This window comes from Psychrobacter sp. ER1 (assembly GCF_048631835.1).
Taxonomy (GTDB): Bacteria; Pseudomonadota; Gammaproteobacteria; order Pseudomonadales; family Moraxellaceae; genus Psychrobacter.
On sequence record NZ_CP184640.1, the window covers coordinates 1566235 to 1591171 of the forward strand.

20 protein-coding genes and 5 pseudogenes are annotated in these 24937 nt (G+C 42.2%); 5 read left to right on the forward strand and 20 right to left on the reverse strand.

The window, feature by feature from the left end; genetic code table 11:
* Positions 1–19: 19 nt before the first annotated feature.
* From prpC to ACOBWA_RS07145, 5 genes and pseudogenes are all read right to left on the reverse strand, one after another.
* Positions 20–1147: a bifunctional 2-methylcitrate synthase/citrate synthase gene (gene prpC / locus ACOBWA_RS07125; protein WP_420230647.1), complete on the reverse strand. Its 1128-nt coding sequence runs from the start codon at positions 1145–1147 to the stop codon at positions 20–22.
* Between the two features lie 96 nt (positions 1148–1243).
* Positions 1244–1900: a DUF2059 domain-containing protein gene (locus tag ACOBWA_RS07130; protein WP_420230648.1), complete on the reverse strand. Its 657-nt coding sequence runs from the start codon at positions 1898–1900 to the stop codon at positions 1244–1246.
* A gap of 93 nt (positions 1901–1993) precedes the next feature.
* Entirely contained in the window at positions 1994–2887 is an 894-nt protein-coding gene (prpB, locus tag ACOBWA_RS07135; protein ID WP_114700000.1) for a methylisocitrate lyase, read from the reverse strand.
* A gap of 371 nt (positions 2888–3258) precedes the next feature.
* Positions 3259–4545: an NRAMP family divalent metal transporter gene (locus tag ACOBWA_RS07140; protein WP_420230649.1), complete on the reverse strand. Its 1287-nt coding sequence runs from the start codon at positions 4543–4545 to the stop codon at positions 3259–3261.
* Between the two features lie 284 nt (positions 4546–4829).
* Positions 4830–5854: pseudogene (locus ACOBWA_RS07145) on the reverse strand (LysR family transcriptional regulator).
* A gap of 220 nt (positions 5855–6074) precedes the next feature.
* On the opposite strand from ACOBWA_RS07145, the gene ACOBWA_RS07150 reads away from it, so the two are divergent.
* Positions 6075–7106: a hypothetical protein gene (locus ACOBWA_RS07150; protein ID WP_420230650.1), complete on the forward strand. Its 1032-nt coding sequence runs from the start codon at positions 6075–6077 to the stop codon at positions 7104–7106.
* Positions 7107–7268: 162 nt separating this feature from the next.
* Entirely contained in the window at positions 7269–7721 is a 453-nt protein-coding gene (locus ACOBWA_RS07155) for a hypothetical protein (protein WP_201607114.1), read from the forward strand.
* 153 nt (positions 7722–7874) lie between these two features.
* Here the strand turns inward: ACOBWA_RS07155 and ACOBWA_RS07160 are convergent, their stop codons facing one another.
* The 9 genes and pseudogenes from ACOBWA_RS07160 to ACOBWA_RS07200 all read right to left on the reverse strand — a co-directional run bounded on the left by ACOBWA_RS07160 (position 7875) and on the right by ACOBWA_RS07200 (position 18393).
* Positions 7875–9041 (reverse strand): TauD/TfdA family dioxygenase, encoded by a 1167-nt coding sequence (locus ACOBWA_RS07160; protein ID WP_420230651.1) that lies wholly within the window; start codon positions 9039–9041, stop codon positions 7875–7877.
* A 255-nt stretch (positions 9042–9296) separates the two neighbouring features.
* Positions 9297–12076: pseudogene (ppc, locus tag ACOBWA_RS07165) on the reverse strand (phosphoenolpyruvate carboxylase).
* A gap of 160 nt (positions 12077–12236) precedes the next feature.
* Positions 12237–13693 (reverse strand): annotated as a pseudogene (locus tag ACOBWA_RS07170) (alanine/glycine:cation symporter family protein).
* 67 nt (positions 13694–13760) lie between these two features.
* Positions 13761–14845 (reverse strand): annotated as a pseudogene (locus ACOBWA_RS07175) (aldehyde dehydrogenase family protein).
* Positions 14806–15057 carry an aldehyde dehydrogenase family protein gene (locus ACOBWA_RS07180; protein ID WP_420230652.1) on the reverse strand — a complete coding sequence of 84 codons (252 nt, stop codon included), beginning with the start codon at positions 15055–15057 and terminating at the stop codon, positions 14806–14808. Before ACOBWA_RS07180 ends, ACOBWA_RS07175 begins: the two are co-directional and overlap by 40 nt.
* Positions 15058–15273: 216 nt before the next feature.
* A complete protein-coding gene (locus tag ACOBWA_RS07185) occupies positions 15274–15879 on the reverse strand; it encodes a dihydrodipicolinate synthase family protein (RefSeq protein WP_420230740.1) in 606 nt (201 codons plus the stop codon).
* Positions 15849–15971, reverse strand: a complete 123-nt coding sequence (locus ACOBWA_RS07190) for a hypothetical protein (protein ID WP_420230653.1) — start codon at positions 15969–15971, stop codon at positions 15849–15851. Before ACOBWA_RS07190 ends, ACOBWA_RS07185 begins: the two co-directional genes overlap by 31 nt.
* 100 nt (positions 15972–16071) lie before the next feature.
* A complete protein-coding gene (locus tag ACOBWA_RS07195) occupies positions 16072–17334 on the reverse strand; it encodes an NAD(P)/FAD-dependent oxidoreductase (protein ID WP_420230654.1) in 1263 nt (420 codons plus the stop codon).
* Positions 17335–17403: 69 nt separating this feature from the next.
* The gene (locus ACOBWA_RS07200; RefSeq protein WP_420230655.1) at positions 17404–18393 is read right to left on the reverse strand and encodes a proline racemase family protein; all 990 of its coding nucleotides are present in this window, start codon (positions 18391–18393) and stop codon (positions 17404–17406) included.
* 213 nt (positions 18394–18606) lie between these two features.
* Here ACOBWA_RS07200 and ACOBWA_RS07205 point away from each other — a divergent pair, with 213 nt between their 5' ends.
* Together ACOBWA_RS07205 and ACOBWA_RS07210 are read left to right on the forward strand one after the other, a co-directional pair.
* Entirely contained in the window at positions 18607–19026 is a 420-nt protein-coding gene (locus ACOBWA_RS07205; protein ID WP_420230656.1) for a PAS domain-containing protein, read from the forward strand.
* On the forward strand, positions 18990–19424 hold the full coding sequence (locus tag ACOBWA_RS07210) for a helix-turn-helix domain-containing protein (protein WP_420230657.1): 435 nt from the start codon (positions 18990–18992) through the stop codon (positions 19422–19424). Before ACOBWA_RS07205 ends, ACOBWA_RS07210 begins: the two co-directional genes overlap by 37 nt.
* A gap of 41 nt (positions 19425–19465) precedes the next feature.
* Here the strand turns inward: ACOBWA_RS07210 and ACOBWA_RS07215 are convergent, their stop codons facing one another.
* Both ACOBWA_RS07215 and ACOBWA_RS07220 read right to left on the reverse strand, forming a co-directional pair.
* The gene (locus ACOBWA_RS07215; protein WP_420230658.1) at positions 19466–20731 is read right to left on the reverse strand and encodes a tyrosine-type recombinase/integrase; all 1266 of its coding nucleotides are present in this window, start codon (positions 20729–20731) and stop codon (positions 19466–19468) included.
* Positions 20732–21974: 1243 nt separating this feature from the next.
* A complete protein-coding gene (locus ACOBWA_RS07220; protein ID WP_057760219.1) occupies positions 21975–22466 on the reverse strand; it encodes a hypothetical protein in 492 nt (163 codons plus the stop codon).
* Positions 22467–22667: 201 nt separating this feature from the next.
* Here ACOBWA_RS07220 and ACOBWA_RS07225 point away from each other — a divergent pair, with 201 nt between their 5' ends.
* Positions 22668–23336, forward strand: coding sequence for a hypothetical protein (locus tag ACOBWA_RS07225; RefSeq protein WP_201547056.1), 669 nt, complete (start codon positions 22668–22670; stop codon positions 23334–23336).
* Between the two features lie 60 nt (positions 23337–23396).
* Here ACOBWA_RS07225 and ACOBWA_RS07230 read toward each other — a convergent pair whose 3' ends face one another.
* The 4 genes and pseudogenes from ACOBWA_RS07230 to ACOBWA_RS07245 all read right to left on the reverse strand — a co-directional run bounded on the left by ACOBWA_RS07230 (position 23397) and on the right by ACOBWA_RS07245 (position 24874).
* The gene (locus ACOBWA_RS07230; RefSeq protein ID WP_420230659.1) at positions 23397–23642 is read right to left on the reverse strand and encodes a hypothetical protein; all 246 of its coding nucleotides are present in this window, start codon (positions 23640–23642) and stop codon (positions 23397–23399) included.
* A gap of 30 nt (positions 23643–23672) precedes the next feature.
* A complete protein-coding gene (locus tag ACOBWA_RS07235; protein ID WP_420230660.1) occupies positions 23673–23948 on the reverse strand; it encodes a hypothetical protein in 276 nt (91 codons plus the stop codon).
* A gap of 182 nt (positions 23949–24130) precedes the next feature.
* Positions 24131–24543 (reverse strand): annotated as a pseudogene (locus tag ACOBWA_RS07240) (zinc-dependent peptidase).
* The gene (locus ACOBWA_RS07245; protein WP_420230661.1) at positions 24434–24874 is read right to left on the reverse strand and encodes a zinc-dependent peptidase; all 441 of its coding nucleotides are present in this window, start codon (positions 24872–24874) and stop codon (positions 24434–24436) included. Before ACOBWA_RS07245 ends, ACOBWA_RS07240 begins: the two are co-directional and overlap by 110 nt.
* Positions 24875–24937 lie beyond the last annotated feature (63 nt).

Consider the following 24937-nt stretch of genomic DNA (forward strand, 5'->3'; position numbering starts at 1 on the left):
ATTGCTAAATAACAGCCGTTTAACGAGCACTCATATCTGGTACTGGGCGCAGATCTTCACCTGTATATTCTGCACTTGGACGAATGATACGGTTATTGGCACGTTGCTCAAACACGTGAGCTGCCCAACCAGTCAGACGTGAGCAGACAAAGATAGGTGTGAATAGCTTGGTTGGAATACCCATAAAGTGATAAGCAGATGCATGGAAGAAATCAGCATTACAGAACAACTTCTTCTCACGCCACATGACTTCTTCACAGCGTACTGATACTGGGTACAACACTTCGTCACCAACGTCCGCAGCTAGCTTCTCAGCCCAACCTTTAATCACCACGTTACGCGGATCTGACTCGCTATAGATCGCATGACCAAAGCCCATGATTTTGTCTTTACGAGCTAACATACCCATCATCTCTTCTTCAGCCTCATCAGGTGAGCTAAAGCCTTCAATCATATCCATCGCCGCTTCATTCGCTCCACCATGCAATGGACCGCGTAGTGAACCGATGGCACCAGTGATACAAGAATGGATATCAGACAAGGTAGATGCACACACACGAGCAGTAAAGGTCGACGCGTTAAACTCATGCTCTGCATAAAGGATCAGCGAGACGTTCATCACTTTTTCGTGTAGCTCGTTTGGTTTTTCGCCTTTGAGCAAATGCAAGAAATGACCGCCAATAGTGGCATCATCTGTATCGGTCTCGATACGTACATTATCATGGGTAAAGCGATACCAATAGTTGATAATCGATGGGAAGGCCGCTAGCATACGGTCAGTTTGATCGTTTTGCTGAGCAAAATCAGTTTCGGTCTCAAGGTTACCGAGCATAGAGCAGCCAGTACGTAGCACATCCATTGGATGCGCATCGCTTGGGATACGTTCAAGCACGTCTTTTAATGCTTGTGGTAGGCCGCGTAAGCTTTTGAGCTTAGCTTGATAAGCATCAAGCTCGCTTTGAGTAGGCAAGTTGCCGTATAGCAGCAAATACGCTACTTCTTCAAAAATACACTTATCTGCCAGTTCTGATACATCATAACCGCGATAGGTCAGACCAGAGCCTGATTTGCCAACGGTAGATAGAGAGGTTTTACCAGCGACTTGTCCACGTAGACCTGCGCCTGAAAGTTCTTTCTGTGCTGCCATGTTTACATTCCTTTTGTTGGTAGCTTTTTTGAGTGAAAACGGTGTTTCTGATAATAAATTTATCAGTTAATGACTGACTGTAGCGCCAGTCTAGCGTTACGCAGGCTGTTCAGGCTGTGGACCGTCTAAATCGACGTTACAACGCTCAAATTCAGCTTCAATAGGGCCATTTAAGACATCCATTGCGCTGCCTTCGCCTTCTGCATTGTTGATTTTCATATATTTGGCACCCAGTGGTGACTCCATAAATGTCTGAATCTCAGTCATTTCTTCTGGGGTAGGGTCAGCCATCGGCGTTGCTACTTCTTCGCCATTCATGACGCGTAGTTGCTCATTGCCAAAAGCAAGCAGTTTTTTCCCTACATCCGACGTATAAAAATCATCTAGCTCTTTTAACTCTGCATCGGTAAACTGACTCTTATAAAAACGATCGACTTCGGCTTTACCCAAGTCTTTGTCGCGTGACTCAAGGCAGCTGACTTGCTCTTCACTGAGCGCACCGCTATTGATGATTGGTGCAAACAATAGGCTGTTGACGGTATCTAATGTAATCGTCGTCATGATCAAATCGTTTTGAGCATCAGTCTCTGAAGGTGTAGCTTCGCTTTCACTAACAACAGTTTCGCTAGTATCACTGGCAGTATCGTCAACGGTTTCTGGTGTTTTATCACAGCCCGTCATGAATAACAGCGCTGCAAGCGTGCTACTAAGTAGTGAGGATTTAACAACCGTATGAGCAGTAAAAAATGGCATAAATAACCTAAAGGTAAATAAAGACGGGTTTTGAAACAATAAAGTCCACAGAGATGGTTTATCGTTTCGGCGTTGCTAATTGGCAATTATTAACTACTTATTATCAGCAAATAGCTTGTCTAGCGTCTGCTCAAACTCATGATAGTTCAAGAAATCATAGAGCTCCATGCGAGTCTGCATGGTATCGACGACTTTGTCTTGTGTACCATCATCTAATAAATGCTGATAAACATTCAATGCCGCTTTGTTCATAGCGCGGAAAGCGGATAGTGGATATAGCACCATCTCGACACCCACACTATACAACTGATCAGTGGTATATAGATCTGTCTGACCAAACTCTGTCATGTTTGCTAGTACTGGAATATCGAGTACATCAGTGAACTTACGATACATCTCGATATCGGTCAGCGCTTCTGCAAAGATCATATCTGCGCCCGCTTCTTGAAATGCGACGGCACGTTCAACAGCAGCGTCCAAACCTTCTACTGATAGGGCATCTGTACGAGCCATCACTACAAAGTCAGGGTCAGTCTTTGCGTCCAACGCCGCTTTTAGACGATCAACCATCTCTGAGATACTAACGATTTCTTTATTAGGGCGATGACCACAACGTTTTTGTGCCACTTGGTCTTCGATATGTACCGCCGCGACGCCTGCTTTTTCCATCTTTCTGATGGTCTGGGCGATGTTAAACGCGCCACCAAAGCCAGTATCGATATCAACCAATAGCGGTGTGTCAACGGCATCGGTGATACGGCGAGCATCTTCTAGTACGTTATCAAGGCTGGTCATACCGAGATCAGGTAAACCAAATGAGGCATTGGCCACGCCAGCACCAGAGAGGTACAACGCTTGGTGACCAACTTGGGTCGCCATCATCGCTGTATAGGCATTGATAGCGCCTGCAATCTGTAATGGTTGGTTGTTATCATTTTTTTGAGTGAGGGCACTGCGAAAGCGCGCGCCTGCTGAAGATGAAGTCATGTGACTGTCCTTACATGGAGGGAAAATATTCTAATTGTTGTAGTTGATTATACTCAATTATTCATGCCTGAAAAGTTTGGGTTCTTGATTGGTATTTAATTTAAATAATAATTGAATGTATTATTTTTAATAGTATTCATGATTCAAATAGCATTATGCATTTGTTGGTAATTTCTTATGATAAGTATTCATATTGCTTAAAATCACAGCTTTTAGAATCTTCTATTTTTTACATTTAGTTACAATTACTAAAGCTGCCTTGCTTTATTGATATAGTTACACCCATTAAAAAGCCCCAACAGCTAGGCTATTAGGGCTTATGTTTCGCTTAAATAAGATTGCTAAGTGCTGAGTTTTAAATAGGCAAAAGCTTAAGAAAATAGACCTGCAAGATTGGCCAAGAACAATAACGCGAAGCCTGCTAAGAATATCAAGCCCGCGATAGACAGAGCATTCATACCTGCTGACAGTTTCTTATGCTTTTTAACCAATGAGTAGTTTAACCAACCAAAAATTGGCGCAGAGACGAACGCCGATATCATGGCAAACTTAAGCATAGCGCCTAGTTGTCCTGTGAAGAAAGTGATAATCACTAGACCACCACCGATAGCATAGGTCGTCCAAAAAGCGATTTGCTTTTTATTGATTTCGCTTTCACCTTTTAGCAGGCGCCAGCATTCAGCATTAGCGCGTCCATAGCCATCAGCACAGGTGATGGTCGTGCCGAACATACACATAAAGGCGACGAAAGCGACCAGCAGCCTCGACCATTCACCAATGGTTGCGGTATACATATTGATTAACTGATTGATATAAGCCCCGCCGACCAACTCAATCTCTTGTCCTGATCCGTACTGGACAAACACACCTAACGATAAGAAGAACAACGCCAATATCGCTGAAACTGCATAGCCAACATTAAAATCTAACAAGCCTTGGCTATGCGTGGTGTGATCTGCTTTGACTTTGGCAGAGGTCCACATAGAGGTAATCGCTGCAAACTCTAGCGGTGCTGGCATCCAGCCCATGAGTGCTACGATGAAGCCCAACGTGGCTAAATTCCAAGGAGAGGCCGCCACAAAATCTACTGCCATAACGGTTGGCTTGCCAGCAGCAATGATAACTGCAGCAACAGTAGCCGTGGTAAGCGCAATCATAATCCACTTAGTCACACCATCGAGCAACTTATAATGCCCTGCAATCAAAAAGAACCAAGAGACCGCGACGATAATGAGAGATAACGCCATTGTCGACAGACCAAGTGAGGCTGGCAACATAAAGCCCAAAATTACGGCCGCAATAAGTGAGACCGCACCCGTACTAATAACCGCTGACAAGATAGAAAGAATAAAATATACCCAAAGGTATACCTTTGAGCGTTTGGCATAGCCTGCAATCAAACTCTCGCCAGTATCGTAGACGTAGTCAGTTGCAAAGCGAAAAAACGGATACTTAAACACGTTGGCCAATACAATCATAATGGCCAGTTGCCAGCCATAGATAGCACCGGCCTGTGTTGACGAAATCAAATGCGAACCACCAATGGCAGCAGTTGCCATCAAAATGCCTGGGCCAAAGATGCGCCAGCTAAAGCCCTCTTGTTGCGAGGCAACGCTATCGTCAGGGGCGCTTGGGTTGTTGAGTTGTTGTGTGGACATGAATACCTCGAAATGGTTAAAACAGCAAATTATCACTTACCTGTGTCAGCTTGCCAATGATCATGAAAGAACGTCCTATAAATCGTCTAAATATAAAACGATTTACATCGTATCGACTTTATCACACCAACACTGTCTAGGAGAATGATTATTCTAGTTATTATTACTATTTGTTTGCATTGCTATTCTTGTTAGTTAGCATACTTATAAAATAATATCAATATTTAAAATGAATTATTTTTGGCGGTTCTTTATAACACAATATTCATCGGATATCTGCCCATTTAGGCCTGTGACACAAAATTTTGCTGCCGATAAGTAATGCCGCGCTGTTCGTAGACGTGATAAATGGCTGTGAGCAAGTCAGGTATTTTTGGGTGTACAAAGTCTTTGAGGGTGTGTAAATAAATAGGGAGGTGACATTTTCATGAACCAAACGTTGGTAGCTGATCTGTTCTGTACGTACGGTTTGCAAGCTGGCAGGCACTAATGTAATGCCTTCGCCTGCTGCAACCAGCCCCAATGCGACCTGCAAATCGCTGACTGTCGTGGTCATAAAAGGCGAGATACCATACTGAGCAAAAAGATGTAGTAAAGGCTCAGTGATAGGCTCGCTAGATGCTGCTTCGTGAGTAGCAGCACGGTTGACTCTACTTGTAGACAGCTTGTCGTTTGCTTGGGTAGCTGTTTCTATCGTCACCGTGGACGATACTGGCAAATGTGTTTGATGGTATAAAATTAAGCGATTGTTCGCTAGGTCTATCAAGCGCTGCTTACGTACATTGGCGAGCGGGTGTGATTTTGGTAATGCCACCACGTAGCGTTCATGACGTAGCAGAATCTGCTGAATCCATGGATCTTGGTGTGCAAATCGGCCAAAACCAACATCAATCTCACCAGACTTGAGGGCATCCATTTGTTGATATGAGCTGATGTCTTTTAAATTAACGTCGATATCAGGGCTGAACTGTTTAAGCGTGGCAATGATTTCAGGCAACAGGCCATATAGCACTGAGGGCACAAAACCTATATTTAAAACGCTGCTGGGTGCTGATAGACGCTGAGTCATACTAGTCACCGTATCAATCTCGGTCAGTATGGTGCTTATTTTATCGTAGAAAAAACTGCCCGCTTCAGTCAGATGTAGTGGCCTGTGGTAGCGATCAATAAGCACCACGCCCATGTCAGTCTCTAGCTGTTTTAGCAAGCGACTCAGGGTCGGCTGTGACAGTCCTGTCTTGGTGGCGGCAGCGCTAAAGCTGCACAAATCTGCAACCGCGATAAATGCATTGAGCTGTTTTAAATCCATACTATTGAGCCTGTCATAGTCTATGTTATCTCTACATAGAACAGTTCTTAAGGTTGATTTATCATATTATTTAGAATGGTTCTTATCAATATTAGTGCTATCCCATAAATTGTGCTTGAAGATAATAGGTCGAGCAACTATATTGTTGGCTAATAACACTGTTACACTATAGTAAGAAAATTCATTCTAGCAATCATTTAACACCAGTAGAAAAACTGGTTTGGTATTATTCTATGAGCGACGAAAAAAAGACGCTGGCACCGATTTTGATGAAAAATTGGCTAGAATTATTGACCAAAAATCGCGTAAGCGTAATAATAATGACATCTACGAACGCTTTATCAATCGAGTCCATGGTTCTGAAGAGAACGATCAGGCTGAGTTTGAAACACTAGAAAGTGCAAAGAACCTTGCCGCTTTCGAACCCTTGAGCACAGAAGAGTTGCAACTGTTTGAAGATCAAAGCAGTGAGCAAGAGTTATTGCTAGAAACAGAAAATACTACAGCAGCAAACACTACCTCTGAAGCTTCAGATACAAATGTAGTATTTGAAAATATATCTGAAAATAATGTGCTGAATATTGCTAACGATAGCGACAGCATTAGTATCGATGTCAATGATGTCAGTTCAGATACAGAAGCCTCAGAGTATATAGATCGCAACAATATAGATAGTAGCAATCAAACAGAGTCATCCTCTACGATTGACTATAGTGAATCTAACATAAATGAGATATCGGATGATGATTCTTTAAACATCCCTTTAAACATTGAGGATATGCCTGAATCAGTTATCGAAGAGCCAGTCATAGACAATAAAGTGGTCAAAATCAAGAAACCTCTCATGATGGCTATGGCGATTGGTTTAATCGTATTGGCTGCTATTGCATTAATGCTTGTATTTTCAGGAGTCTTATCTACTTCTGCGGTTGATAGTATAGACAACAGCACTGATGGTAATGTAGAGATAGACAGTACACCAGCTGTTAGTGCTGATCCAGTACTGTCTACTGACAGTCAAACAACTACGGATGGCGTTGACCCTGTAAGTACGCAACCAGCCACTACTCAGCAAGATACTTTGGACAACAATAGACAGGACCTGCCAGCTGTTAGTGAATCAGTGTCAACTTCTGAAGCTCCTACATCAGAGAATGATGCCGCAGTTATAGCTACTGAAGAAGCTGCCATAACTTATGAAGATTTTAGACAAGAGTCGCAGACTACCTTGTACCGCGAAACCAATGATTAAATGGTTTACGTTTTATACCATTTCAGACAGTTAGATAACCGTCTATCAATTTATTCGAGGCGTTCGTACTAGAAATTGTTGCAACACAATATAAAATTCGTATCATTATGTAAAAGGCATGGTTCTGTGCCATTGATGATATGAATTATATGGTACGTAACTATGAACGACTCAGAAAACGTGAATAATGATATCGAGCCAAAAAGCATCAGACCCCGTAGTCTTGTTCTTGCTATTATCAGTGTCATCTGTATTGTTCTAATATCTGCCTTCTATATGTCTAACCGTATCTCTTCCACGCTATCTCAAGCGTCGACGACTAATAACGGTTTAACAGTCAGCAATATTACTAAAGAAGCTAATGCTAATCAGACTGTACAACAGCATTCGAATAGCCAAAATCAACCTAGCAGACCTATAGTTATTGACGGTCATGAAGATGACACCGCCATTAGCTATCATGACTTCAAGCAAGAAGCGCAAAATGTGCTGTTTCGTGAGGAAGAAAAGATCATACAAGCTAAGTACAGTACACATGGTCTTACGCCTGCTGTCAGCGCTGCAGATTTTAAGATAGAAGCACATAAAACCTTATATCGTGAATCCAGTTATTAGAGCTGCTATTAGCGCTATAAAATTATATTAACAGCTATAAATCAGTAAGTGACTAACATTAAGCCCCATTACTCTTCTCTCATGTTTAGAGAAGAGTAATGGGGCTTTTTTGTGGGCTTAATGCTCCATGCTTTAGCTAGCTTGCAGATCATTTTAAGCCAGCTGCTTTTTGATGGTTCGTAAACGGCTTTTAAATTCTGAGCGGTCAACATAACAGCCTTTGAGACGACGCTCACCGATATTTTCATCAAATGCGTTACGCCCATGCAGGACTCGGCGGTTATCAAAAACCACCATTTGACCCGCTGCTAATTTTAATTCAATTTTATAGCGACTGTCTTTTAATCGGGCCATCAGCTCTCGATAAGCAAGGTAGTAGTCGTACATAACGTCACTTGGCAAATCAAAAACATCTGCAAGATGCGCGTTGTATTTAATTTCGATAATATTGCCAAAGTTGTCTAGATTGATGACGGGGTGGTGCTCACGGATATCATGGGCAGTATCATGAAAACGAAAGGGGATGGCATATTCGGCAAGCAAGCGAAAATACTCAGGCTGCTCTTCTCTTAACCCTTCTAACACCTTTAATCCGTCTACGAAAGTAGATTCGCCGCCTATGCTTTCATTACTCAAAAAATGCAAAAATTGATAGCCTGGAGGCAGTTCCTGATTTGGCAAGTCGGTATGCAAAGGTAATGAGAGCGAGGTATAAGCCAAATTAATCGGCGACTTCTCTGATATGACATCAAAGGTCATGCCAAAATTAGTCTGCCGTAAATAATCAACTCGCATGGCGGTCTGTACACTAGCGTCAGAGTCATCTGGCATATTATTAATAATGGTAAGCCCATATTTATCCAGCGCACTCATCCACTCATATAAAGCGCTGTCACTGGTCATGATACTCTGTTGGTCATACATGGGGATATGGTCAATAAACGTGCCATCCCAGCTTTCATAAGGACTGCTATGGTCCTTGGCCAATGCACTAGAATACCCAAACTCACGTAACCAGCTTTGTTCAAAGTGGCTGATATGCGCTTGTTCTGACCATTCAATCGTCAGCGTTGTCTCATCAAAAGAGACAGAGAGTGGATGGATATCTTTTGAGACACTCAGCAAATCAAAGCTGCGCTCGCCAGTGTGCGGATGAAAAGCCGATGGGCAGTTATCACGCAGCCAGATATAGTGATACGTACTGTCGATACCATCATTCCAGCGTATTTGAATGGCGTGATCAATGAGCGCAACGGATTCTATTTGAAAGTCATTTGCTACGGCGATGTCTAGAGATGGTGTTGCTTGAGGCGTTTCCATTGGAGCAGACCCTACATATACATGAAGTAAAAATATATTTTACGGTATCTTGTTAGAATCGGTTATTCAAACACTGAATTACGAATCACCTAATGGGCAATATCAATCAACGCAGTACTAAATTGTGATTTGGATTTAGTGTGCTATTTTTTAAGGGTTTTGAATAATATTAAGGCTTCGCGAACGAAGCCCTAATATTTGGATAATTGGTATAAATTTTTTGTTTATTCGAAAGCTACTTATCGAAAAGCTACCCTAACCAGTATTACGTAACCCTGCAGCTAGCGCATTGATACTACGGATTAATGGATCTTCTACATTAAGGTCGCCATGTGCCGAATCGTTCAGGGTGTCCTGTTGTCTGGCACGCTTTAACAGCTCAATCTGGATATAGTTAATAGGATCTAGATAAGCGTCTCGCCATTGCAGGGATGAAGCAAGGTTTTGCTGATTGGATAATAAAGAATCTTGCTCAAGCAGAGAGTTTAAGCCTGAATTGGTCAGCATATATTCATCCGTGACAGCTGTCATGATTTTTTCGCGTAACGGCTTATCATCACACAGTTGGCTATAAGCCTCAGCGATATTCATATTGGCTTTGGTAAAGGCCATCTCGATATTACTGATAAATACGCTAAAGAAAGGCCAATGCTGATTCATCTCTTTCATCAATGCTTCGTCTTTTTTGACGCTATCTAGCGCACTACCGACGCCATACCAAGCAGGTAAGGTAAAGCGTGCGAGTGACCAGCCAAATACCCAAGGAATCGCTCGTAAGGTGGTCTTACTTGGCAGGCCTTTTTACGATGAGCAGGACGTGAGCCAATGTTTAACAGAGATATTTCTTGTACTGGGGTGACCTCGGAGTAGAATTTATAAAACCCTTCGGTATGATCGGTCAGCTCGCGATAGCGCTGCTCTCCAGCATCTGCTAAGCGTGCAAACAGCGCTTCATACTCTGGCAACTCAGTCGGTTGTACCACAAACCTTGTCGAGCAGGCTTTGAGTGTACCCGTGATCGCCATGGTCAGCTCAAACACGGCAGTATCTGTATTGGCATACTTGGCATAGAGCACTTCGCCTTGCTCAGTTACCTTAATCTGCCCATGCAGCGTGCCTGCTGGCTGTGCCGCAATGGCTTTGTGCGTTGATCCACCACCACGGCTTACCGAGCCGCCACGACCATGGAATAAACGTGTTTTTATACCATATTGTTCAGCAATGTTATTAATGGTTTGCTGTGCACTATAAAGCTGCCATGCAGAGGTGATAATACCGCCGTCTTTTGATGAGTCTGAATAACCTAGCATAATCTCTTGCGTGTTATCCGTGTTCCGTAGCAGTCCACGATATAGTGGATTATCTAACACGGCAGGCAAGATTTTATCGATATTTTTGAGATCTTCGATGGTTTCGAACAACGGCGCAACTGGCAAATCAGCAGACAATTGACCTTCGTCATCAATTCTGCATAAGCCTGCAAACCGCATGAGCAGCAATACTTCTAGTAGCTGGCTAGCATTATTGGTCATCGAGATAACATAGCTACCAAAAGTAGCCTGTCCCACCAATTTGCGTAGAGTAGCGACCGAATTCATCAGTGATAATTGTTCACGCGTTTTGTCTGTCAGGTTGTCAGTATAGATAAGCGGCGTGCCTGGTTTTTCTAGCAAGCGCGTCAACCACTCTTGACGTTCGGTTTCGCTTAGCGTCTGATAATCAGGCAGGTTGGAGGCACTAGCAAAGATATCTGCAATCACTTCGCCATGGTATGACGACTCTTGACGAATATCGAGCGCTGCCAAATGAAAGCCGCAAGTTTTGACCAAACGAATCACATCTAGTAGTAATCCTTCTGCGTGTGCCGTATCGTGTGTATTGACACTTTGACGGATAATGCGCAGGTCTTCTAGTAATTCTTCTGGATTGGCATAGGCATCTTTTTCAGCTTCGATATCCGTGCCTTTGCTTTGGATACGGCGATTGGTGGCTTTAACTTTATTCAGAATGATAGAGAGCAGGCGACGATATGGCTCATTGCCATAGTCATCGAGGTTATAGTCAAACACACGCTGATCGAGCTCATCATAACTTTTGACTTTGGCATAGACGTCAGATGAAACGGTGACAATGGTGTCGCTATGAATAAGCTGTCGGCGCAGTTTTTTGATCAATACTTGGTAGTGACGCAGCACGGTATCAGCATGCATCAACACGGCACGCTCTGTGGTTTCAAAAGTCACAAAAGGATTGCCATCTCTATCACCACCAATCCATGAGCCAAAGCTCATAAATGCAGGCAGTGGATAGTCTGTGAGCTCTGGATAGATATCGACAATGGCTTTTTTGATATTACGATACACTTTAGGAATGGCATTGAACAAACTGGCATTAAAGTAATGCAAGCCATTGTTAATCTCATCATATACCAATGGCTTACGAGTGCGCACTTCATCGGAAGACCATAGTAGATCAATCGTTTGCGCCGTTTGCTCTTTGGCTTGCTCGTAGGCGAAGCTGTTTTCAGACACATTGTTTAGGGCGTCGCTATGCGTGAATAGACTTTGTAAGATATTCATCGTGGTACGGCGACGCGCTTCGGTAGGATGCGCCGTAAATACAGGTGTAAACTTCAGCTGATCAATTAGCTCTTGCATTTGAGCAGGCTCGATATTGCGTTCACGACACTCAAGTAAGGTACGGCGAAATGACCCTTCCCAGCTTTGCTCAGATTGTATACGCAGCTCATGACGCTGCTCACGCAAGTAATTCTCTTCACTTAGATTGGCTAGGAAAAAATAGATAGAAAAGCCGCGTATGACGTTTTTTAAGGTTTGATTATCCAAAGAAGCAATAAAATCGATAAGCTGCTGTTTATGTGCCTCATTCGGCTCACGACGCTGTTGAATAAAGCCTTTGCGCAGCGTCTCAATCGTCTCTAGCGTCTGCTCACCAGATTGGCGAGAAATAGCATCACCTAATAATGAACCCAACAAGCTGGTGCGTTTACGTAGTACGTTGTTATCTAGTGTCATCTTCAACCTTCCTATCAAATGAGTGGATACAATACTATGGTTATCTTATACGTAATATCCTTATGGTTTTTTGCAATTTAACATAAATAGGTGAGGCCTGCTTGATGTTGATAGCAACTTTTTTACTAGTAGATACTGGCAGACCTCTAATGCACTATTATTAGAGCGATTTTTTGTGACCATGCTCATTGCTATATTCTATCCAAAAGTCCGCATTATCCACTCCAGCCTTTCTAGGGTCAAAGACAGGGTTTATACCTAATTTCATCTGCTCGTCGTAGTCTTTTAGAACTTTTAGAGCAACTTTACTTAGCAGTAAAATGGCAATGAAATTCAGGTAGCACATACTGCCAAACCCTATGTCACCTAACGCCCACATCATACCGATTGACTGAACACTACCAGTGAAACAAACGATTAAAAATACCAGTTTGAGTACATGCTTGAGAATGGGGTAGCGCAGTTTATTGTCCAAATAGACCAACGTAGTTTCGGCGATATAGTAATAAGCAACCAAGCAGGTGAAGGCGAATAAAAAGATAGCAATCGCAACAAAGCCACTTCCATACTGGTTAAAGACAGTAGAGACAGCCGCTTGGGTAAATGCCGTACCAGCTTCAACACCAGGCATATTATCAACTAGGGTTACACCTTCAGGGGTCACCACGTTATACATGCCAGTTGATAGGATCATTAGCGCTGTTGCAGTACAGACAAGCACCGTATCGATGTAGATAGAGAAGCTTTGCACTAAGCCTTGTTTAGCAGGATGTGATACTTCGGCTGCCGCTGAGCTAAAGGTCGCCTCGCCAGCACCCGCAACGTTTGAGAAAACAGCACGGCGTACGCCCCAAGAGATTGCGGTCCCAACCATACCACCAAACACTGCATCCATACCAAAAGCGCTCTTAAAGATAAGTGCAAACATTGCAGGAATATTTTGAGCGTTAAATGCCAATACAATCACCATCATAAGGATATAACCGATTGCCATGACAGGTACGACTTTTCCTGCAAAATTAGCAATACGCTTTACACCGCCAAATATAATGATACCTAAGAGTACGACTAGGATAATCCCTGTTACAACAGGCGGAATATTAAATGCTGTATTAAAAGAGTCCGCAATGGTATTGGCCTGAACACCAGGCACTAACACGCCGTAAGATAGACAGGTCACGATAGCGACGATGATAGCAAAAGGTTTTAGCTTCAATCCTCTTTCAATATAGAACGGGAGCCGCCACGATATTGATCACCGACCTTATGTTTGTATACCTGCGCTAAGGTAGACTCAATAAAAGCGCTAGCACCACCTAACACACCCATGACAATCATCCAAAATACTGCCCCAGGGCCACCTGCTGCAATGGCTGTTGCAACCCCAGCAATATTACCCACACCAATACGTCCTGATAGCGCCATACAGAAAGCTTGGAAGGAGCTAATCCCAGCTGATGAGCTTTGTTTGTCGAACAACAGCCTAATCATTTCTTTGAAATAACGGATTTGTACGGCACGAGTCATAATTGTAAAATATATGCCGACGCCTAACGCAAGATAGACTAGGGCGTCACTCCAAATATACCCGACGATAGTATTGATGATATTTTCCATAACTTTACTTCCTTGTAATGTTTTTGGTTATGCTGACTTGGGCGTAGATAGCGGACAATGTCAGTTTTTAGTTCACCAACCAGATAGTTTTGGTTTGGGTATACTGGGACAATGCCTCTAAGCCATTGTCACGACCGCCGAAGCCAGATTGTTTATAACCACCAAAAGGTGTCGTAATATCGCCCTCAGAAAAACCATTAATCGAGACGGTACCAGCTTTAATAGCGGATGCCACGCGGAATGCGCGATGGATATTTTGTGTATAAAAGGAAGCGGCAAGCCCATAATTACTCTGATTGGCGAGCTGAATAGCTTCTTCTTCGGTTTCAAAACTTGTGACAGCTAAAAGTGGACCAAAAACTTCTTCTTTAAACAGCGTCATATCCGGGCTGACATTATCAAAGATGGTAGGCTCGATATACCAGCCACTACCGAGTTCATCGTGGATACGTCCACCTGCGATCAAACGAGCACCCTCCGTTTTTGCAGTATTGAGATGTGATATTACTTTCTCAAAATGCGCTTTTTCGATCATTGGGCCAATAGCGACCTCGGGATCGTAAGGATGACCCACCTTCCAAGACTGAAGACCTTTTTTAATAGCGTTAACAAGGCTTCTTTTTGGCTAGAGTGGACAAGTAGACGTGAACCACAGCTACAGTTTTCGCTCATATTCCAAAAAGCAGCGGATAAAATATGCTCGATGGTTTGTTCGTTGATAATGGCATCTGCAAAGACGATTTGAGGGCTTTTGCCACCACACTCTAAGACGACTTCCTTAAGGTTGCTTTGTGCAGAGTACTGTAGAAACAGTCGACCGACTTCGGTTGATCCTGTAAAAGAAACCATATCAACATCCATATGCTGACCGAGTGCCGCACCTACTTCTTCACCAAGCCCACAGACTAACTGCAACGCCGCTTTTGGCACGCCAGCCTCGTACGCCAATTGTGTTAATCGATATGCTGAGAGCGAGGTTAATTCAGCAGGTTTAACAATGACTGAGTTGCCAGTTATTAATGCGGGTGCAACTTTCCATGCATACATTTGTGCTGGAAAGTTCCATGGTAGTACTGCACCCACTACACCGATAGGCTCTTGTACCACAAGGCCTAGCGCATCAGCTCCAGTAGGAGCAACCTTCGTCGCCACTCACCCTGTTCAAAAGCGTCTCGGGCTGCCGCGACCGCCGTATTAACATCTTGCTGACTCCCATTAGCAATACTACCTATGCAGGTATTATCAATAGGGCTGTAGTTAGGGAGTGTTGTCTCGGATACTGGTGCTGTGGTATCTATTAAATGGCCTGCCCAAAGCTGTTGGTTGCTGGCGAGTTCGAAGACTTGTGCTGTGGTCATACTCATTAGATTGTCCTTTTCTATGCAATGGTAGGAACGATAAGAATGGTTCGATGTATCAAGACAGAAGTGCTAAAAATGACTGAGTCTCTTCTTTTGACATATCAGTCAAAGGTAGTCGTACTGACCCAACATTAATGCTCCCGTTAATGCAGCCTGCTTTGGCCTTTTGGTTATAGTTTCCAGACTCCATAGAGTGGATAGCAGGATACATGGCTGTCATTAGTTCTTTAGCACGGTTCCAATCGCCTTTTTTGTGGCTTCAAACAATGCAACTTGTTCTGCTGGAAATACGTTAGCCGCACCAGCGATCCAGCTCTTAGCACCCCAAAAGAAGAAATCTACTGGTTGGTCATCACAACCACAAACCACTTCAAAGTTTTCAAAATCAGCCTGTAGCATACGTAATGCATGGCTAAAATCGCCGCTGCTTTCTTTGACACCTACAATATTGGGATGTTTGGATAAATGCGCGACGGTTTCAAATTCAATGCTCACACCGACGCGTGCTGGAAAATTGTACATAATGATAGGTAGGTCAGTGGCATCAGCGACGGTTTCAAAATGCGCAATAATACCGTCTTGGTCTGGTAGGCTATACGGATTGGCTGATAACATTAAGCCGTCGTAGCCCAGATTTTTGGCTTGATGAGCAAGTTCGATAGAATGATTGGTCGATAAACTGTTGATACCTGCAATCAGAGTGACTTTGCCTTTGGCAGCATCAGCGATAGTGGTCAAAACCAGTTCGCGCTCTGCAGGCGAGAACGTGTAGTATTCACCCGTTGTACCGCAAGCTACGATTCCGGTAACGCCTTTTCTACGAATACATTGACCAGTTCGGTTAACTTTTGAGTGTCGATATTTTCATTAACATCGAAAGGAGTAACGATAGGGACTAAAACGCCATGAATGTTCATATAAATATCCTTATTTGGAAGTAAAAGCCGTTAGTAAGCCATGAGCTATTAGCGACGTTGTTGGTTCTATGAGTTGTCATAGAGATAAAATGTTCGATTATTATTTAAAAGATTTACGTTTGAAGCGGTTTAGACGATAGGCAGTAGGATCTACCATGGCAGTATCGCCAAAATACAAAGCCGCGATCATCTGTGCGCTTACCACAGCTTGGGTCAGACCTAGATGCTGATGACCAAAGTTTAAAAAGACTGAGTTATGTCTATCTATGATGGGTAGCGAGTCTGCTGTAGAAGGTCTAAACCCCATCCATTGCGTATTGCTGTCACTATCTAGTGGGGTGTTTAGCATTGCTTGAGCTTGTTTCAACAGCATATTCGCACGGTTCATATTTGCCGGCGCCTCAAGTCCTGCATACTCAACAGTACCAGCCAAGCGCAGCCCTTTTTCCATTGGTGTCATAATAAAGCGGCGATCCATGCTAGAAATAGGGATGTTGAAACGCTGACTTTCGTTAGGAAGCATCAGGTGATAGCCTCGCTCTGTATCCATTGGTACTGAGACGCCTGTTAGCTGTTTGGCTAAGGCTTTGGAATGAGCTCCTGCGGCGAGCATAACTTTGCTGGCATGAAGCTGCTTTTGTGTCGTCGTCAAACGAATACCATCAGTTATTACTTCCGCGCTCAGAACACGGCAATTCTCATAAATTTGACCACCAAGCGATCTAAAAATAGTACTTAATTTATGGGTAATGGCTTCTATATTGGTGATATGACCTGTCTCTGGAAAAAACAAAGCACCCAGTTGATTGTCTTTTAACGCAGGCTCAAGAGCTGTCAATGCTGACTGTGAGAGTAGGCTGTTAGAGACACCTAAACTATTTAAGCGTTGGCCGTGTTCAGTCAGCATTTTTAGACTGTTAGGTGTCTCTGCGGTTAAAACAGATCCTTGTATTTGTACCCAAGAATGTAACTGCCACTCTTTGGCAAAATCTTGCCAAGCTTGAAGGCTCTGCGCATTTAGTGCCAAAAGCGCTTGGTGACTGCGTGCAAATGGTTCGGTACGCATATTAAGTAATAACTTGAATGCCCATGGTGCTAAGCGTGGAAGGTAGCGCCAATCTATACGCAGAGGCCCTTCAGGGTTGAGTAGCATGGCAGGAACATGTCGTAAGATACTGGCATCAGCGATAGGGAAAACCTGTTCAGTGGCAATGTGACCTGCGTTGCCATAAGTTGCACCGCGAGCAATTTTATCGGCTTCCAAAATTGCAACTTTTACCCCACGAGACTGTAGGGTAATCGCAGCACATAGTCCGATAATGCCACCACCAATGATATGTATATCAAACACTTGTGTGTCCATGAGAGTCTCGCTTTTCTGAGCTTGCTGAGCAGTGATTGGTTACTTCCTAGAAGCCATACAAACTGGTATTTATAAAGAAATACCCCATTTGAACGGATCGCTGTCTTGAACGATGAGAGAGGTCTCTGCACATACGTAGGCGTACCCTCGGATCGTGGGAATAATAGTACTGATAGGGTGGTTATGAAGAGAGCTATGATGACTAAGTACATCAATAGGCTGATAGCTGGCACTAAAGACACTGCCAATGATGCTTTGCTGATACCAAGTCTCACCAGGTGCGAGTACATTGTCTGCGGCTAAGCAAGCCAATTTGGCACTGGTTCCAGTACCACAAGGAGATCGATCGTAGGCAGATCCAGGGCATAATACGAAGTTTTTGCTGTTAGTGCCGGCGAGATCGCTCTTGCCAAACAGTTCTATATGATCAATTTCGCCATTGTCAGCACCCGTGATTCCAGACTTATGAAGAGCTTTTTTGATCTGTATGCTAAATTGAGTAAGCGCCTCAACATTATTGGCTTCAATAGCTTGCTTATGATCGTTGACTAAGAAAAACCAATTACCACCCCAAGCGATATCTCCATAGATAGGACCGATATTGGGTACTTGAACTTCTACTTGTTTTTGGTAGCGATAAGAGGGGACATTTTGGACGCTACAACTACCATCATCATGCAAGGTTGCTTTAACTAGGCCTACGCTTGTTTCTAGATAGTGATCACCAGCGGTTATCTTTTGTTGATAAGCTAGAGATGTAATAACGCCGATAGTGCCATGGCCACACATACCTAAATAGCCATGATTATTAAAGAAGACCACGCCAGCCGTGGCACGAGGATCAGAAGGCGGGCACAAAATCGCTCCGACAAGCACATCATTACCACGAGGTTCTAGGATAATACTTTGACGTAAATGATCGAAATTCTGTTTGAAGTCTTGAAGTTTTTCTTGAATAGATTGCCCACTAAGCTCAGGAAATCCTGCATACACCATACGAGTAGGTTCACCGCCAGTATGCGAATCAATAATCTTAAGAGTGAAAAGCGTATCAAACATGACTGCCTACCTGATTCATCCGTGAGTTAATATACTGTTAGCGTTATTCATAAATGAACAAGGCGTAAATATAGAATGACGTTTTTCAGAAAAGCAGTCTTGATGTTTTTATATGAATAAATGCGCATTTCTGCACAGGCTATAAAGATATTTAGGAGTATAAATATTGTGTAGCACCCTAAAATACCTGAAAAGCTCAACGACAAGCTTGAGATGCTATATGAGAATATACCGATGCGGCCGTTAGTATTAGAAACACCTACAAAACAACTGTCAAAGCACCTACAGACTTATCAACCAGCCAATTTTGATGAGTTTGTTGGCAATATATCGTTATTGATGCCTCTGTTTGATACTATGAAAAATGTGGTGTTTTTTGTTAAAGATGACCAAGCATGCTATCGATTAGTCAGTAAAACGCTCATTAGACGTAGCGGGCTTAAAAACAAAAAAGCACTAATAGGACTGACTACAGAGCAAGTATTTTTGAAATCTCAAGGGAAGGATTATCTTAATCAGGACTTGAGAGTATTGAGGAAAGGTAGGGAAATTGTTGATAAACTAGAACTTCATAGCTATGCATCAGGACAGCTGGGATGGTGTATCACGCAAAAATCCCCGTCTATGATGTAGAAAATCATATTGTAGCAATGGTAGGTATATCAGTAGATATTGATGAAGATAACGAGCGGATATTACGTAAGCACGCTCGGTTGGCAAGTGTAGATCAATACGTACGAGACAATCTTGATCAAAAAATTAATATTGGTCAATTGGCGAAATTGGCAAATCTTAGTCAATCGCAATTGGAGCGTACCTTCAAAGCAGTACTGAATATGTCACCCATTCAGTTTGTACAAAAAATGCGCTTAGAGCATGCCATTCGACTATTAGCGAATCATAAGCTAACAGTAACTCAGGTCTCTTTAAACTGTGGATACGGTGATCATAGTGCCTTTAGTCGACAGTTTAAGCAGTTTACTGGCATGTCTCCTGTGAACTTCCGTAAAATACATTTCAAAGAACCATAAATAAAAGCAAAAAATATGGTTTTTGACTCTAAAATAACTCTCTAACGACTCCGAAGATTATCTATATAATCTGCCCAATCTTGCATCATCTGTACCCTAGTATCGATTTCATCGAGTCTGTTGTAAGCCCCGCCATGTGTGTCTTTTATCCTGTGACCTAGCTGTAATTCTGTGACGATATCTGAATAGCGTAGCTCAGGCTGTTCCATGAGCAAAGTTTTAGCGGATGCTCGAAATCCATGCGCACACTGCACATCTTTGTATCCAAGCCGATGGAATATCTGTACCAACGTCGCTTTACTAATATAAGCATTGCTTGAACCGCGCATCGACGCAAATACATGTTCCTTATGCCCAGTAATTGATTGGATGTTTCGTAATCGCGAAATTACTTGCGTGGCTAAGGGAACAACTAAGTGCGAGACCATATCGTCACGACCTTCGCCCTTAGTCGGGGAGAATGCCCATGTATTAGTATCCCAATCGATGTCATCCCAACGCATCGAGCGCAGATCGATACTACGTACAAACACATAAGGTAATAAGTTCATTGCCTCTAATGTAATCTTACTTGCACCTTTAAAAGTGGACATATCCTTTAGAAGCGTCGCAAATTGATCTGGTTTGGTGATGGCTGGCAAGTGATTACCTGAGTTAGCAGGTGCAAGCTCACCACGGGTATCAATTGCCACATTTCTATCGCACAACCCTCGAGCAACAGCGAATGAAAACACTTTTTCAGTATACAGACGAGTGCTTGCACCAACGAAAGTTGCTTGGTTTTCATTGTTTTGGATAGACTCACACACACTCAGTATCATCTCACTGGTGATATCGTCCATTCTTAAATCACCAATTTCTTGGCACATATATCCTAAACATAAATCCCAAAATTTGAGGGTTGACTCACTGTATGACGGTTTTTTAGATTTACTTTGATTGCGACCTGCTGTTTTGTGTTCTCGCCATGCTTGAGCAATCTCAGAAAATGGTGCGTTTTTTAGGTGAGTATATTTATTGGTTTGCTCTTTTTGCTGAATGGCTTTGGGGTCAGAGCCTTTTGCGACCATATCAAGAATGGTGTCTGCTTTATACTTAACCTCATGCAGACTGACATCCTCAATCTTACCCAACATCATCCTAGGGCGTTTGCCCTCGATATGCGGATGGGAATAACGTAAGTAGTATTCCTTTTTGCCATTTGGATAAATACGCAGACTTAGGCCAGCCACACCTGAGACGCTGACAGAATAATCTTTGTCTCGGCATTCGAGCTTATTGATATCGTTTGCAGTGTCGATAGCCATAATGTATATCCGTCATATGATAATTAAGGTTGATGATAGGTTTATGATTGATGACTTATAAAAAGTCTCTTCTGTAGAAAAATATAGAAGTATTGGACACTATCATGGACACTGGTATTCGTTAGTGTTGTTAGTAAAGCCTTTTAGATAATAGTTTTTAAGACGTAATTATCCCCAAGGTTCACTTGGGGATAATTGTATTATAGTAGAGAAAGAAGGAGTAAGCTATTTTTTTGTTGATATATATGGCGTTTGAAGGAATAAACTTCACATAGACTAAAAGTAAGAGTGCTGTTTGCTATTGGCAATAGAGTCCTTCGAAATATTTGCACGAAAAACCGTGCTCTTGTACTCGCACAGAATAGCTTAATCAGGGTGATAGTGCTGTTCTGTGCAAATTTGGAAGGTATCAAACCAATGCTTTAGATTAAGATATTTCAGTAAGAACGAGAGATGTTAGAAAATACCAATGAATGTCTCACTAATCAGGAAGGCTCTTTTGGTGACTCTAAATGAAAACGTATTACATCGTAGTTAGCTATGATAATAGCAGCTATAAGGTGTATATAGACTTAGACTTACTAAGATGCCAAGTAGGAGCATTATCAGAGCTTATGTACGTTCTTATCAATGATATAGAGTAATAGGCATCCAGAAGGGTTATTGCTTTTACTTTGAGCTGATTGTTACTTGGTGGCGAATACTTCTGTACCTAACGTAGTTCAAGCACATTCGCATTAATGAGGAAATCGGCTAAGCTACCAACAATCGATTGATGAGTAATTTGGTTATTAGATGATGATTAGGAATGACAGGTTATTCAGAGGGATTATTGTGCCGTATGAAGGTAGTAAACTTAGCAATGATGAATAGAACAAGTTTATCAAACAGGTTAACTAGCGACATAGTTTAATACGTTAAGTTCGATTACAAATACAATAGGATCAGTAATAGCTCTGTACATTGACTCCTTAAGACAGCTTAGCTAGTAACTGTATTAGTGTTGATGAAGATGATTTTATGAATAGGCAGTACGTATGAGAATTAATCGATCATCAACCAATCTTGATAAAGATTTATCATATAATCATAACTCCATGAACTTATTGTACGGTAGCCTTAGTTTAACATAATATACATTATGCGAAAACAAACCAATGGTTTTAGCAGTTAGGCGAAAAACTATTTATACCATGTCATTCTTGTGCCTTAGATCGGATTTAATATTAGTTATAGACTTTTACTAACGACAAGTTTCAAGTAAATGCTGGCGCAACGTTTTGCCATCCCGATCTAAAACCACATCTGCAACTTGGCAATTTTTATCATTGTCATCACATGACAACTCATAATAAATATCGCTACCTTGCGCCAAGCTAACCTGAACCAATCCTTGATCAGTTATTGAAAACTTTTTGTCTTGCGTATAGTCAGGATCTTGCGAGTTCCAAAGTACATCGTAATCTATATTGCAGGACGTCTGAGTTTTATCAAAATATTCTTGCTCAAGTTGCATGGCTGCTTGCAAATCAGCATCGGCGTATTGCTGCAGCACCGTAGGATTACTCATACCTTGGTCATCAATATCTTGTTGGTACATTTTCGTGATAGTCGCAATCTTTATATCAGCCATGGCATTTTGCTTCTGATCTACTTTTGATACATCGGCTATGGCGTTACCGACAGTCATCAGTCCTATGGTCAATAGTAATGTCAGCGATTTATATGTTGGCATCTTATTCTCAGCGAGCTTCTGTCCTATAAGTGTTACGACTATTACATCATACCTATATTCGGACTCTGCTGTATTATCGTATCATTCAGGTTTACTTACCAAAATATCTATTACATAGCGCTTTTGTGGTATTTTTTACTGGTTCCCATGACAATTTATAGTGATGTTTCTTTCGCTAATAACTGTGCTAAGGATGATTTTATGATGACATTACCTGCTTTTTTTAAGGAAAAATCTGCGACATTAGCCTCTAGCAGCCTTCTGTTATTTACGCTAGCTGCGACGGGTTGTCAGTCTGCTTCTGAGTCCAGTGAAGCCATTGTATCTCAGCCAACCAGTAGTTCATCAACACCTATTAATACTGATATCAGTCAGCAAACCCTTAGACAGCAAGCGTTACGTATACAGCGCGCACTGGCCAATAAGGACTTTTCTAGAATCACTAATGACATCCATCCAACACGTGGCGTTCGTTTTTCGATGTACGCTTATGTACGGCCTGAGTCAGATAAAGTCTTTAGCCGCGGGCAATTTGCACAGTATTTACAGCAGTCTAACATCCAATTTATTTGGGGCGAAAAAGACGGTACTGGCGACCTATTGGTAACACCGTTGCCTGCTTATCTGGATACTTGGGTGGATGGCAAAAAGTTTAATAACGCTAGTATCAATGTCAATGAATTCAAAAATAATGGCAATTCTATCAATAACTTAAAAGAAATATACCAAGCGTCAGATGTTGTAGAGTTTTATTATGAAGGCACAGATGAGTATGATGGCATGGACTGGCGGGTACTACGCTTGGTATTTGATGAGTATCAAGGCAAGCGATATCTAGTGGCTATCATTAATGACCAATGGACGGTTTAAGGCGTAGAGAAACGATTGATTGATAACTTTTATAAGACTTGTTTAAATTGGCAGCCTACTCTATTTGCTTATAAATGCTATATGTATTCGAGAATATATATAGCAGCTTGTACTACATGGTCTTTGGTATAGTTTTTGATGACAAGCTTTGTCAGTTCTAAGCTCGGGACTTTGTGCGGTTTTTTTGATTAATTTTAGCGCTTGTTGTAGCTTGCTTGAGTTTTTATAGAAGCGCTGTTGATTGAGCGTATAGCCTTGTACTAAGTATTCACGTAGTCGCTGCGTTGCCCAACGCCTAAATTGCACGCTTTGAGGAGATTTGATTCGTTAGCCTACTTATATAACCACATCTAAGTCATAAAAAATCACCGGACGGTTTGAATTTGCAATATGCATTTTTTGTATATTGCTTTTTTCAGCGATTTCTTCATCTTTTATGGCATTGGCGATATGACGAGAAATTACTGATTGATCACGACCAAATAGCTCGGTCATTTGTGCTTGTGACAACCAGACCGTCTCTTGCTCAAAACGTACATCTACTTGCGCCTCTCCATCAGCACTTTCATAGATCTCTACTTTTGCTATGTCGTCATTTGTCGCGTTAATCATCTCAGCTTCCTAGTTTTAATATATGCGCTTACGCTACCTTTAAGATGGTCTACTATTACAATTCCTATGAATCTTATTCATATAGTCGATTCAATTTAAAAGTAATACAAGGCAACCGAGTGTAGACGTATCTTAAATATTTCAAGCGAGGTTAACGCTGTCATACTTTTATAATGGAATGACTATAGCGGCGTTTGACGAAAGAACTTGACCATGATGTCATAAATATCCGGATAAGCATCAACTAGCTTTTGTGGGGTCTCAAAAAACACTTCACTGAGGACGGCAAAAATTCTGCAGGATTGGTTGCGCCATAACGATCAAGCCCTGACTTGCGATGTGTTTGAAAATCTTCAAAATCGCGGCTCATAATCTGTGTCCAGTTTGCAGGATCCATATCAGGTTGCATCGGTGGAAAACCATTGGCGCGACCGTTCATCATATCGAGCTTATGTACAAACTCATGAATAACAACATTATGACCATCACGTTCGCCTGAGTGCTTCGGCATCTTTCCATGAAAGAATAACAGGCCCTCGCAGCCATGCTTCTCCGCTACGGTGCTGAGTGCCTTCGTGAACGATACCAAACTCATCTACCGTGGTGCTGTCACTCTTGTACGAGCCAGGATAGATAATAATCGATGACCAGCCAGCATACCAATCGAGACTTAGGTTTAATATTGGCAGACAAGCTTGCAAGGCAATAGATTGTTTGACTACATCGGTAATCTCAAACCCTTGCGCACCTGTGATGGACTTATCAGCCAAAAATAACGTTGCTAGCTCAAATAAATGTGTCATCTCGTCAATACTTAATCTATCGAGTATCACAATACGCTCAGCCGCCTTAATCCAGTCAGCCTGAGTAAATTCGCTGTTTTCTAATATACGCTGCTCACGCCAATCCTTTATGATGCCAAACATACACGTTACCTCTACCCCTTTAATATTTCGAACACGTTGGTATTACTGCATCTAAGTATTGTA

Coding starts and splice junctions, on each gene's coding strand:
- prpC (WP_420230647.1), bottom strand. CDS start 1,147: ATGGCAGCACAGAAAGAACTTTCAGGCGCAGGTCTACGTGGACAAGTC.
- ACOBWA_RS07130 (WP_420230648.1), bottom strand. CDS start 1,900: ATGCCATTTTTTACTGCTCATACGGTTGTTAAATCCTCACTACTTAGT.
- prpB (WP_114700000.1), bottom strand. CDS start 2,887: ATGACTTCATCTTCAGCAGGCGCGCGCTTTCGCAGTGCCCTCACTCAA.
- ACOBWA_RS07140 (WP_420230649.1), bottom strand. CDS start 4,545: ATGTCCACACAACAACTCAACAACCCAAGCGCCCCTGACGATAGCGTT.
- ACOBWA_RS07155 (WP_201607114.1), top strand. CDS start 7,269: ATGAACGACTCAGAAAACGTGAATAATGATATCGAGCCAAAAAGCATC.
- ACOBWA_RS07160 (WP_420230651.1), bottom strand. CDS start 9,041: ATGGAAACGCCTCAAGCAACACCATCTCTAGACATCGCCGTAGCAAAT.
- ACOBWA_RS07180 (WP_420230652.1), bottom strand. CDS start 15,057: ATGAGTATGACCACAGCACAAGTCTTCGAACTCGCCAGCAACCAACAG.
- ACOBWA_RS07190 (WP_420230653.1), bottom strand. CDS start 15,971: ATGAACATTCATGGCGTTTTAGTCCCTATCGTTACTCCTTTCGATGTT.
- ACOBWA_RS07195 (WP_420230654.1), bottom strand. CDS start 17,334: ATGGACACACAAGTGTTTGATATACATATCATTGGTGGTGGCATTATC.
- ACOBWA_RS07200 (WP_420230655.1), bottom strand. CDS start 18,393: ATGTTTGATACGCTTTTCACTCTTAAGATTATTGATTCGCATACTGGC.
- ACOBWA_RS07205 (WP_420230656.1), top strand. CDS start 18,607: ATGCTATATGAGAATATACCGATGCGGCCGTTAGTATTAGAAACACCT.
- ACOBWA_RS07210 (WP_420230657.1), top strand. CDS start 18,990: ATGGTGTATCACGCAAAAATCCCCGTCTATGATGTAGAAAATCATATT.
- ACOBWA_RS07215 (WP_420230658.1), bottom strand. CDS start 20,731: ATGGCTATCGACACTGCAAACGATATCAATAAGCTCGAATGCCGAGAC.
- ACOBWA_RS07220 (WP_057760219.1), bottom strand. CDS start 22,466: ATGCCAACATATAAATCGCTGACATTACTATTGACCATAGGACTGATG.
- ACOBWA_RS07225 (WP_201547056.1), top strand. CDS start 22,668: ATGATGACATTACCTGCTTTTTTTAAGGAAAAATCTGCGACATTAGCC.
- ACOBWA_RS07235 (WP_420230660.1), bottom strand. CDS start 23,948: ATGATTAACGCGACAAATGACGACATAGCAAAAGTAGAGATCTATGAA.
- ACOBWA_RS07245 (WP_420230661.1), bottom strand. CDS start 24,874: ATGTTTGGCATCATAAAGGATTGGCGTGAGCAGCGTATATTAGAAAAC.